Raw genomic sequence first — 10,488 nt, 5'->3', positions numbered from 1 at the left:
CGACCTCGATCGAGTCGACCCGGGCCTCATCCAGCGCCTGGGCAATCTGCCTGGCCTGCTCCACGCTGTACTGGTGACGAATGGCGTGGCTGCCGTCGCGCAGGGTCACGTCGGAGATGTAGATTTTCTTGGTTTGCGTCATGGTGTGTCGTCTCCTCAGGCGGCCACGGCGAGCGTCGCCAGCATGCGTTCGGCCATGTGTTCCGCAGTGCGCAGACCGGCGCTGGTCATGATGTCCAGGTTGCCTGCATAGGCGGGCAGATAGTGGGCCGCCCCCTCAACCTCTAGAAAGATCGAGGTTTTCAGGCCCGTGAGGGCATTGCCCACGCCGGGGATGCGGATCGGTGCATCGATGCGGTCGAACTGCACCTTCTGCTTCAGGCGGTAGCCCGGCACATAGGACTGCACGGCAGCGGCCATCTGCTCTACCGATGCGGCAATGGCGGCCTCGTCGGCCAGCGCGCTCAGGGTGTAGACCGTGTCGCGCATGATCAGGGGCGGCTCGGCCGGGTTCATGATGATGATGGCCTTGCCCTTGGTGGCTCCGCCCACGACCTCGATCGCCTTGGAGGTGGTCTCGGTGAACTCGTCGATGTTGGCGCGGGTGCCGGGGCCGGCACTCTTGCTGGCAATCGAGGCAATGATTTCGCCGTAGTGCACCTTGGTCACACGAGAGACTGCGGCCACCATGGGGATGGTGGCCTGACCGCCGCAGGTGACCATGTTCACATTCGGCGCGTCCAGATGCATGTCGCCGTTGACCACGGGAATGCAGTACGGGCCGATGGCCGCCGGCGTCAGGTCGATCACGCGGATGCCGGGCTTGAGGCTGCGCAGGAAAGCGTCGTTCTTCACATGTGCGCCGGCGCTGGTGGCATCGAACACAAAGTCGATCTCTGCAAACCCGGGCATGCGCGTGAGGCCTTGCACGCCTTCGTGGGTGGTGGCCACGCCCATGCGGGCGGCGCGGGCCAGACCGTCGGAGTGGGGATCGATGCCGACCATGGCCCCCATCTCGATGTTCTTGCCATGGCGCAGGATCTTGATCATCAGATCCGTGCCGATATTGCCGCTGCCGATGATGGCGGCCTTGAGTTTTTTGCTCATGGAGTGTCCTTGGTGGAGAGGGATAGTCAGGCCAGGCGGCAGCCGACGCTGCCCAGGCTGCCCAGGTTTGCCTGGACCAGGTCGCCGTTGCTGAGAGCTACCATGGGCCCTAGGGCACCGGACAGAATGAGCTGGCCAGCGCGCAGGGGATGGCCGCGCTCGGCCATGGTGCAGGCCAGCCAGTAGGCGGCTCGCAGAGGGTGACCGAGGCAGGCGGCGCCCGTGCCGACCGAAACGGTCCTGCCGTTGATGCTCATCTGCATGCCCAGGGCCGAGGTGTCCAGTGCGCCGATGCTGACAGGCTGCTCGCCCAATACATAAAGTGCTGACGAAGCGTTGTCTGCGACGGTGTCTACCAGGGTGATCTTCCAATCGCGAATCACGCTATCGACGATTTCCAGAGCCGGAAGCGCGTAGGACAAAGCGTTGATGAACTCAGACCATGACGGTGTTTGGTTACCAAGGTCTTTGCCGACGATGAAGGCGACCTCGGCCTCAATCTTGGGCTGGATGAGTCGACTCATGGGAATGGTGTCGCCATTCAGATATTCCATATCGTTGAATAGCACTCCGAAGTCGGGTTGATCCACTCCCAGTTGCTGTTGCACTGCTTTGCTGGTGAGTCCAACCTTGAGGCCAACGACTCGGCGGGCTGGGTCTTCCAGGCAAGCCTGTGTATTGATTTGAGCCACTTGGTAGGCAGCGTCGAGCCCGGTAATGCCAAAGGTTTCGGATACGCTGGCAATCGGGCTGCGTGAGCTGCGGGCCTCTCGTATGGCCAGGGCAGCAGCATGAAGGTTTGTTGATGGGGCAGTCATATGGGGGGAGCTGTGATCGGGTAAGGAGCAAGGCTCTTTGCCTTCGGCCGCAGTCGGCCGAGCACACCACTGGCTTGGTACAGCCGGTGGTGAGTTGCTGTTTACTCAGGAGGGCTTTTATTCGAAGACCATGAGATCGCGTGCCACTTCGACAGGTCCACCGAAGTGCTTGCGAACACCGTCGGTGTATCGCGAATCTGGCTCATCGCCGCCGGGCACCAGATGTGTCAGGATGACTTTCTTGACGCCTGCGGCCTTGGCGAGCAAGCCGATGTCTTCTGACACTGTGTGCTCTTCGGCCATGTGGCGCATCATTCCATCGGCTACTGCATCGGGCACGTGCTGACGTCGCATCATTTCGCGAATCAATGGCAGGTCCACGACTTCGTGCACCAGCAGATCTGCGTCCTTTGCGAAATCGGACAGTACTGCGCAGCGGCCGGTATCGCCGCTGACGACAATGGTTTTGTCGGGGGTCTGAATACGCAGCGCGTAGGACTTGTCTTGACTCTTGCGTGTTACCTTGGTGTTGGGATCGTTCAGGAAGTGGCAGTTCTCCTGAGCGCTAACGCTAATCAAGTCATCCTGATAGACGAGGCCGCTACCCTTGATGTCGTGTGCATTAAAGGCTTGCTCAGGCGGCAAATGATTGTTCTTGGAATCTGCCTGGCGGATACGTGCATTCACCGCGAAATACTGCTGGAAGCCCTTCATCATGGACTTGGCACTGGGCCCATAGACATCCGCAGGCGGAATGCCCAGATCCCATTGCACGCCGATGATGGGCCCCCAGCCTGCATTGTGGTCGTCATGGTCGTGAGTGATAAAGATCTTCTTTACCTTGCGCAGATCAATGCCTGCCGCGTAGATCTGCCGCAGAGCTCCGTCGCCTGCATCGATGACATACACCCTATCGCCTACGATCAAGGCATTCGAAGGCTGAGCACGCGAAGCAGAGGACGGAATGGGCCCTCCTTGCGTCCCAAGGGTCACGAACTTCGTCTGTGCAAATCCATTGCCAGCACAAGCCATCGTCAGGAGCACCGTGCTCACCAGAGTCTTCAGTTTCATTGTTGTCTCCATCCGGAAATTGCAGTCGCATCCACCCCCGTAGGGGTGGACTTATCAAGCGTCAAGCAGGTACGCCAAGGCCAGAGACATCGGCTGCTGCGACGAAGCGATCCGGCCGCAAAGCCACTGCGCGCACCTGATACTTGCGCAGCCAGGGGCCCAGTACCTCGTCGAGATCCACCAGTTCATCCGCACCTTGGGTATGGGCATCCTGGGGGCGCACGGCGATGTAGCGCGCGCCCAAAGCATCCCACCCGGCCTTTTCCTCGGCAGTGAGCAAGGTGGCAGGGTCGACGTTATCGCCCAGCAGCACAAAGCTGTGCCCCAGCAATGTGTCCAGCCGCGCCATCACGCCCCGCGTATCTCCCATGACTGGCTGTGGTGCCATGCGGCCGACAATGCTGGTTTCTGCCAGCGGGCCATGCAGCCAGCCCGCAGCCAGCACGGGCGGTGCAATCAGCGGAGGTTCGGCAGCACTGGCGGCATCAGGTGGGGGGGCATTGAGTGCAGCCTGCTCTTCGTCACTCAATTCCTGCTTGATGACTCTGCCGAGTTGCACAGCGAGCTGGGTATAAAAGGCCGCGTTGGGGCGGCGTTCTGCCTCGTAGGTGTCCAGGAAGTGCTCCGGCAATTGGCCCTTGAGCACGCCCGCGAGCTTCCAGCCGATGTCATAGGCGTCGCGCATGCCAGTCTGCATCCCGGCTCCGGCCCAAGGCGGCATAAGGTGTGCAGCATCGCCGGCCAGGAAGACGCGCCCGACACGCCACTTGTCGGCCATCCGGGTGTGATGACGATAGAACGCGTGCTGATGGATTTCCACATCGTCTTCGGTCACTCCGAGCGCCTTGAGCAAGGGCCAGACTTGCTCATTCGTCGCGAAGTCGGCCTCTGTCTCGCCCGGCTTCAGTGGAAGCTCCCAGCGGTGGTTACCTCCAGACAGAGAGATATCGACCACCGGTCGCTCCTTGTCGGACCAAAAGGTCAGGAAGTTCCGATCAGGCCACCAGCGTTTGACGCGGCAGTCAATAACAATCCACTGCACTTCAAGCGTGTCACCAAGTAGCTTCACATCAAGCATGGATCGCGTGGCGCTACTGCCACCATCGCACCCGATCGCATAACGCACGCGAACATCTGAAACGTTGCCAGTTTCCAGGTCTTTTGCACTCAAAGTGACACTGGAGTCATCTTGACTCAAGGAAGCGATTTCCATGCCATAACGCACGTCAATCTTTGAATGCCTTGCTGCACATTCGCGCAAGGTTGCCTCCATAGTGGGCTGGTAAATGTTGAACTGGCGATGCTTGCTGCCCAGGGTAGATGGCGGCAATTCAATCCGCATGATTTCGGTGCCGTCATATCGCATCCAGCGCAGCGAGCGCTGTGGGTCGATGCACTTCAGAACAGCTTCGTCGACACCCAGGTCCTGGAAGATGCGCATGGTCCAGTCATTGACCGTAACCGCGCGCGCACGTGCGTAGATGTCGTGGTGTCGTTCAAAGACGATCGTCGAAATACCGTACTTGGCAAGAGTGAGAGCGGCGATGATGCCACTGGGGCCGTAGCCGACGATAGCAACGTCGGCATCAAAATTTTCTTTCATGGGGACTTCACTTCACAAAACTAGCTGCGTGTTCAATGCGGCAGCGATACGGCGGAGGGCTCGCCAACAGCGTCAATCGGTCCGCGTCTGAGCAGAGCCAAAACCAGAAAGACACCTGCGACGGCCGCGCAGACGGCGGACAACAGTCCGATCGATGCAAAGAGATCACCTGTCTTGGAGGACAGAGCAGTCACGATCAATGGACTGAGAAAATTTCCAAGGAAAAAAGCGGCCATGTATCCACCTGCGCCTCGGCCACGCTGTGCGAATGGCAGGCGAACCATGATCCAATTCAGCATGAGTGGCATGACTATCCCGCCCCCGAAACATGCAACGAAAGCACCAAAAATCAGTACGTTGGTGTCGGCAACGGTGGAAACGATGTAGAAGCCTGCGGCAATGACTGCGAATGAGATGACAAGCAGGCGATTGATGGGCCAACCCGATAGTCTGTGGAACACGAAAGCACCGAATGGGACGCCCGCGTTCGCTATCGCACTACCGAGGCCGATGATGGCCGGCGTTGTGACCCCCTTGGCTGTCAGTAGGAAACTGATCTGGATCGTTATGACGAAATACATCACGGCGGTGAAAAGCGCCATTGCGCAGATATGACCAATTTCACGCCATGGAAATGGGAGTCGGCTCGTTGTTGCACGGCTGCGTGAGGTTTCGACTTCCTCAGGCTCCCAAACAAAGATGGCAATGATCGGCAGAAAAAACACTGCACAGCCATAAACGATGAAAGGAGTGCGCCAGCCTGCCGAAAACCCACCAAGTACGCCGCCTAGAGCGAACATAACCACGGCAACTATTGACGCAGAGCCGAGCTGGACCGTCAGCCACTTTTCGCGTTCTTTCCCTTTGAAATAGTCTGCCGTGAGTGCGGTCGAGATTGTCGTAATAGCCGCTTCGGCGATGCCCACAATGACTCGTGTTGCAAGAATCGAATAGAGGTCATTCAAGAAGAAGGGCAACATACCCGCGACCGCATAAACGGCGATGGATATCAAATACAGCCGCTTTCTTCCAATGACATCCACCACAGACCCCATCAGGGGTCCGAAGAGTGCAATCATCAAGCCTGGGATCACCAAGATAACCAGCGTCAGCATTTCTGCGTGAGGCTGGTCAGAAAACGCCTGTTGCATGGAAGGAAGAACAGGCGCGATAAGGACGGCACCTGCTGATGCCAGCCAACACGTTGAAACGAGTAGCCAACCTTGCAACCTGCTTGCAATGCGCTGGCTTGATCTGGACTGAGGACTGGACAGCATGTATGTCTCCGTTATGTCTTTTTTTGCTGTTTGATCTCAGTCTTTCAGAAACGCAATCAGCAACTGATTGAATTCCTCTGCGTGCTCCCACTGAGCCCAGTGCCCGCACTTCGCAAAGATATGAAGCCGAGAATCTTGGAAGGTGTTGACCATTCGCAGGCCATGGTCGATCGGAACAAAGCGGTCGTCACGGCCCCAGGTGATGAGCGTCTTGTGAGCAATTTCTGGGAAGCGAGCTGTCAGATCCCACTTGCTGTGAGGGCACAGTCTTGAGCTTTCGACGAAATTCTTCAGGTGAGTCAAGTTCGATTGGATGTTGTTCCACCGCCCTTGACGCAGCTCCTCTGTAATAGCCTGAGGTGCGTAAACAAATACCTCCAACATGGCATTGAAGTTCTCGTGATTCGGCTCTGCGTACAGCCTCATCATGCGTTTGACGCCTTCGCTCAGTTGTGGCTGGAAGATGCTCGGACCTTGTGCTCCCGGTCCCATAAGCACCAGGCGGCCCATGCGCTCAGGGAACTCGAGGGAGAAGCTCATGGCAGAGGCTCCGCCCATCGAGCTGCCAACAAAGTGGGCTTGGTCGATGCCGAGTGCGTCCATCACGCCCTTGCTTGCACGTGCGTTGATCAGCGGGCGGGGAATATCTGTGAGGATCTCCGCGGACTTGTTAAATCCTGGGCTGTCGATCAGCAGCACTCGATATCCGGCATTCACCAGTACCTCAATGTTGCGGTAGTAGTTGCTCCAACCACTGGCACCAGGACCGCCTCCGTGCAGCATGATGATTGCGGGACCACTTCCCGCATCGTTGACGTGGATCTTGAAATTCTCCAGACCGGGTTCGTTAATAGTCACGAACTTGCTGGTTCCGGCTTCGGTAAGAGTCATTTTGGTAGCTCCATTGGTGGGTGTATTGATGAAAGAAGGACTCATGTGGCTTCAACGTGTAGGAGACGTTGTGGCTTCTGGTGGTGGGTTCATTGCGTGCCCCCAGTCACTCAGTTCGGTGTAGCGCTTGACTTCCCAGGTTGCGTCGTCGACGACAATGCCGCCCGCGCCAAACTCGAGGGCAAATCCTGAAGGCGTGATCATGTAAAACGAGAACATCTGGTCATTGGGGTGATGACCGAGCTCCATGAGCACCGGGATTCCTGCTCGTTTACAGCGGTCATAAGCCAGACCGACATCGTTCGGGTCGGAGCACTCAACCATGATGTGGTGGATGCGCTTTCGGGCCGGAAAGGGAGCTTCTGCGGTTGCTAGAGAGTGGTGGCGACCAGTGCGAGCATGAAAGAACGTAACTTCGAGCTGGAGCCCAGGCGCGGCGTTACCAACTATGGTGTCGCTGAGTTTGAGACCCAGGACGTCCTCACAAAATGCTTTCGCTTTGGCACTCTGTTTGGGCACCGTAACAAAATGACCTACTCCCAAACGCCCCGTGCTGAAAGCGCCTCGCAATACGGCTGAGCGGAAGCAGTCACGGGTGTGAGCACGGTAGGCGGAGCTGTAAAACTCATGACGTATTCCATCGGGATCGTGGCATACGAAAAGGCGCTCTACGCGACGCTGCGTGGCGACCTTCTCACTCTCTTCCCAGACATCTACGCCCCGAGAACGAACTTGGTCAATAAATGCGTCAAGCGCAGCACTTGATTCAAATTCCCAACCGGCGGCCAAGAAGTCATCCAGATCACTTTGCAGCAACAAAATGCGCTGCTCATAGTCATCCATGCGTAACCCGAGGGACTCGCCAGTTGCTCGAGCTCCGACCTGCAACCCCAATATGTTGACGGCAAAGCTTTCCCAAGCTGTTAGGTCACTGACTCCGATGACCATGTATCCAAGCGTTGACACGCTCTGCATTCGCTTCTCCTTGTTCTGGATTGCATGAACCAGAGACAGAGAGCAGGACTTATCTGTCTTGCACTGACCTACGGAGCTTTTCGTTTAGCTCAGCAGTTCATCTGCCACTGGTGTGATGACAGAATCGTACCGATAGGTACAAAACATTTAGATAGGGAAAGTCAGTATTGAACCGATTGGTACAAAACAATAGAGAGATAGAGTACGAGCGCTATATAATTTGACAATTCACAGGGCGCGCTCTCAGGCATGGAACAACAAATACCGGTACAAGGAAATCGGCGCGGTAGGCGCTCGAGGCAAGAAATCCTCGAAGCGGCAACGCGTGTGATGGCAGAACGTGGCTACGCGGGGACGCCTATGTCTGCTTTGGTGGAAGCGACAGGCCTACCTAAGAGTGCGATTTATCACCACTTCGAATCCAAGGCAGGTCTTCTGTCGGAGGTAATGGCGCGTGGCGCACGTGCATTCTTTGATGCAATGCGCGAGGCTCATCGGGAACCTCCGATAGATGGCTCTGCACAAGAGCGCCTTGGCTGGTATTTGCAAAAGACGGGCGAAGTCTTTGTGCATCACCAAGACTTTCTACGTCTCCAGTTGATGTTGGTTATGAGCAATGAAGCAGCGGAGGCTCCCCATGCCATGGAAACCGTGATTCAAGTGCGAACTGACGGCCGTGACTACATGCGTGTGATGATCGCTTCTGCATTCTGTGAGGAAGGCGAAGAGCTGGCTTCGTGCATAGCTGAAGGCCTGGCACACTTTGGCATGGTTGGTTTTGATGGAGCCTTTGTATCTGTTCAAACCGGCGATCAACGCTCAATGCATCAGCACATGGAGCAACTCACACAAGCCATGGTGTTGATGGGTGAAACCATCATTTCACAGCACAAAGCTAAGACGAAAAGCAAACGTCGGCTGCCGAAATAAAATCTAATTTTCCAAGCAGGCATTAGCTCTCAACAGGTGGTCGCTGTGAATGGGGAAGGCAATGCTCTTGATGCGGTAGGCATTGCAGACATGCTTGAGTTGATGATCGCGGCGCACCAGCTCCTGGCTTGCATTTCGACGGGGGGCCCTGAAATCGTATGGTGTCGACCATAGGGGGAGGGCATTGGACCGTGCCAGTGCGGGCCAGAGCGACATGGCGTCTGGCACCACGCCTACGCTCTTGAATCCCTATTCATGCCCCGAACTTTCTCGTGGTGTTGCAACGTTCCGAACGAAGTCAGCCACTACCGCAGCGGCCTCTTGCGGAATGGCTTGCAGTAGGCAGTGTGGCGCATCAAACGCCTGAACTCTTATCTTTCGAAAACACTGCTCTGCATCAGCCAAGGAAGACTGTGGCACCAGGCGGTCACGTATTCCTTTCAGGTAGAGAACCGGAGCATCAATGGCTTTGGCATGTGCTCGCACATCTACGGATACCACCGCTCTCAGCCTTGAACGTAGAACCGCCGTTTGAACCTTGGCCAAGGCGGACCGCAGCATAGCCCGCAGGGCCGGCGTCGCAAACCGGCCCAGAAGCATCAGGTTCAGTATCGGAGCAGGGGGAAGCGGAACGGGCATGGTCGCCAGGCCGCTGAGCCAGCGAAGCCCCGGCCTTGGATTGCGAACGAACGAGCAGCACAGAACAATGCCCACAACGCGCCCCGGGTATGCCGCTGCCAGCGAAATGGCAATAGGTCCCGAGAAAGACTCTCCCAACAAGACCAAGCGGCCATTGGGCGGCAAGGCCGATGTGGCAAGTTCCGTCAGGTCGGCATAGGTCTGTGGCGCACCGGAAGTTGGATAGTTCACCACGACGACGGGCATCGTCTTCCCCAATGCGGCAACGAACGGGGCGAAAAGCTCACCCGTGCCATCCATTCCAGGAAGGAGAACAAGGACAACGGGCCCTAACTCGGCAAGAGATGGCAGCTGCAAATCAGAGAATCCTGCTGAAAGGCCGTTCATGGCCGGGGGCGGTAGTTGCAACCCGGTCCATTACAGCACTTTGAATAGTCTAATTTAGGGTCAAAGGAACTTGTTTCAGGGCGGCCGGAACAGGGTAGCTTCGGCTTGCGGGGAGGGCGGATGTGCCTTGCGGGTCGTGTGCAGCCGCTGAGATGTTCAGCGTACGTGCTGCATTGACCGATTGAATCCGCTGTGCCTGAGAGTCATTCGGAAATACTGTCTCACTGTCTCGTACCGGCTCTACTGACTGAAATACGCACGACTCATCGCACGAATGGTCGCGTCCCGGCTGGCGGTTGGGACGAGCATCGACACAAGATACTCAGCTGAAATTCGGCTCCAGGCACTAAGCGAGTGGGGGCCACCAGGCTACCCTCACTCGCTCTATTTGTGCTCCGACCTCAGAACATGTGGCGCAAGCCCATGCCAAAGCCAGTCTGGTTGACGCCAGGCATTGGCGTTCCACCAGCTTGAGCGCTGCTTGCTCCAAAGGCCGCATTGCCGCTGTTCTTCATATAGCCCAGCGAGGCATAGGCTGCAGTGCGCTTGGACAGGTTGTAAGTACCGCGCAGTACCAGCAGCTGACCCTTGTCCGCGTTGTCCTTGTACTTGAGCTGGTTGTACTGGGCGTCCACGGTCCATTGTCCAATGGGGTAGGTCACACCCACAAACCACAGGTCGTTGCGCGGCGATGCGATATAGCCGTCATTCTTGCGGCGCATATAGCCACCACCAATCTTGGCGCCACCAAGCTTCACATAGCCGTTGAGCATGGTGCGCTTGTCGATTT

At 57.1% G+C, this 10,488-nt stretch carries 10 protein-coding genes and 1 pseudogene; 1 reads left to right on the top strand and 10 read right to left on the bottom strand.

All coding sequences use genetic code 11. The features are described 5' to 3' along the window. The 8 genes and pseudogenes from EIC84_RS25480 to EIC84_RS25445 form a co-directional block, all read right to left on the bottom strand. Positions 1 to 142, bottom strand: a pseudogene (locus tag EIC84_RS25480) (4-hydroxy-2-oxovalerate aldolase); the annotation flags it as partial. A 14-nt stretch (positions 143 to 156) separates the two neighbouring features. After that, positions 157 to 1,107 (bottom strand): acetaldehyde dehydrogenase (acetylating), encoded by a 951-nt coding sequence (locus EIC84_RS25475; RefSeq protein ID WP_003071575.1) that lies wholly within the window; start codon positions 1,105 to 1,107, stop codon positions 157 to 159. 26 nt (positions 1,108 to 1,133) lie between these two features. After that, positions 1,134 to 1,925 carry a 2-keto-4-pentenoate hydratase gene (locus EIC84_RS25470; RefSeq protein ID WP_003071576.1) on the bottom strand — a complete coding sequence of 264 codons (792 nt, stop codon included), beginning with the start codon at positions 1,923 to 1,925 and terminating at the stop codon, positions 1,134 to 1,136. Positions 1,926 to 2,042: 117 nt separating this feature from the next. Further along, on the bottom strand, positions 2,043 to 2,996 hold the full coding sequence (locus EIC84_RS25465) for an MBL fold metallo-hydrolase (RefSeq protein ID WP_003071578.1): 954 nt from the start codon (positions 2,994 to 2,996) through the stop codon (positions 2,043 to 2,045). A gap of 61 nt (positions 2,997 to 3,057) precedes the next feature. Further along, on the bottom strand, positions 3,058 to 4,599 hold the full coding sequence (locus EIC84_RS25460) for a bifunctional 3-(3-hydroxy-phenyl)propionate/3-hydroxycinnamic acid hydroxylase (RefSeq protein WP_003071580.1): 1,542 nt from the start codon (positions 4,597 to 4,599) through the stop codon (positions 3,058 to 3,060). A 32-nt stretch (positions 4,600 to 4,631) separates the two neighbouring features. After that, positions 4,632 to 5,876: an MFS transporter gene (locus tag EIC84_RS25455; protein ID WP_080554274.1), complete on the bottom strand. Its 1,245-nt coding sequence runs from the start codon at positions 5,874 to 5,876 to the stop codon at positions 4,632 to 4,634. A 36-nt stretch (positions 5,877 to 5,912) separates the two neighbouring features. After that, positions 5,913 to 6,767, bottom strand: a complete 855-nt coding sequence (locus EIC84_RS25450; RefSeq protein WP_003071583.1) for an alpha/beta fold hydrolase — start codon at positions 6,765 to 6,767, stop codon at positions 5,913 to 5,915. Between the two features lie 51 nt (positions 6,768 to 6,818). Then, the gene (locus EIC84_RS25445; protein ID WP_003071585.1) at positions 6,819 to 7,742 is read right to left on the bottom strand and encodes a VOC family protein; all 924 of its coding nucleotides are present in this window, start codon (positions 7,740 to 7,742) and stop codon (positions 6,819 to 6,821) included. Positions 7,743 to 7,991: 249 nt separating this feature from the next. On the opposite strand from EIC84_RS25445, the gene EIC84_RS25440 reads away from it, so the two are divergent. Next, the gene (locus EIC84_RS25440; RefSeq protein ID WP_050789027.1) at positions 7,992 to 8,672 is read left to right on the top strand and encodes a TetR/AcrR family transcriptional regulator; all 681 of its coding nucleotides are present in this window, start codon (positions 7,992 to 7,994) and stop codon (positions 8,670 to 8,672) included. A gap of 249 nt (positions 8,673 to 8,921) precedes the next feature. Here the strand turns inward: EIC84_RS25440 and EIC84_RS25435 are convergent, their stop codons facing one another. Next, positions 8,922 to 9,698, bottom strand: coding sequence for an alpha/beta fold hydrolase (locus tag EIC84_RS25435; RefSeq protein WP_050789028.1), 777 nt, complete (start codon positions 9,696 to 9,698; stop codon positions 8,922 to 8,924). A gap of 401 nt (positions 9,699 to 10,099) precedes the next feature. After that, positions 10,100 to 10,488 (bottom strand): porin (locus EIC84_RS25430; RefSeq protein ID WP_134737354.1); only part of this gene is annotated, 389 nt, incomplete at its 5' end.

The sequence above is a fragment of the Comamonas sp. A23 genome, assembly GCF_004522605.1.
Taxonomy (GTDB): domain Bacteria; phylum Pseudomonadota; class Gammaproteobacteria; order Burkholderiales; family Burkholderiaceae_C; genus Comamonas; species Comamonas thiooxydans.
This window is presented reverse-complemented; position numbering and strand designations above follow the sequence as displayed.

Excerpts from the sequence above, each read along its gene's own strand:
- EIC84_RS25465 (WP_003071578.1), bottom strand. The coding sequence starts at position 2,996 with ATGAAACTGAAGACTCTGGTGAGCACGGTGCTCCTGACGATGGCTTGT.
- EIC84_RS25440 (WP_050789027.1), top strand. The coding sequence starts at position 7,992 with ATGGAACAACAAATACCGGTACAAGGAAATCGGCGCGGTAGGCGCTCG.
- EIC84_RS25475 (WP_003071575.1), bottom strand. The coding sequence starts at position 1,107 with ATGAGCAAAAAACTCAAGGCCGCCATCATCGGCAGCGGCAATATCGGC.
- EIC84_RS25455 (WP_080554274.1), bottom strand. The coding sequence starts at position 5,876 with ATGCTGTCCAGTCCTCAGTCCAGATCAAGCCAGCGCATTGCAAGCAGG.
- EIC84_RS25435 (WP_050789028.1), bottom strand. The coding sequence starts at position 9,698 with ATGAACGGCCTTTCAGCAGGATTCTCTGATTTGCAGCTGCCATCTCTT.
- EIC84_RS25445 (WP_003071585.1), bottom strand. The coding sequence starts at position 7,742 with ATGCAGAGCGTGTCAACGCTTGGATACATGGTCATCGGAGTCAGTGAC.
- EIC84_RS25460 (WP_003071580.1), bottom strand. The coding sequence starts at position 4,599 with ATGAAAGAAAATTTTGATGCCGACGTTGCTATCGTCGGCTACGGCCCC.
- EIC84_RS25450 (WP_003071583.1), bottom strand. The coding sequence starts at position 6,767 with ATGACTCTTACCGAAGCCGGAACCAGCAAGTTCGTGACTATTAACGAA.
- EIC84_RS25470 (WP_003071576.1), bottom strand. The coding sequence starts at position 1,925 with ATGACTGCCCCATCAACAAACCTTCATGCTGCTGCCCTGGCCATACGA.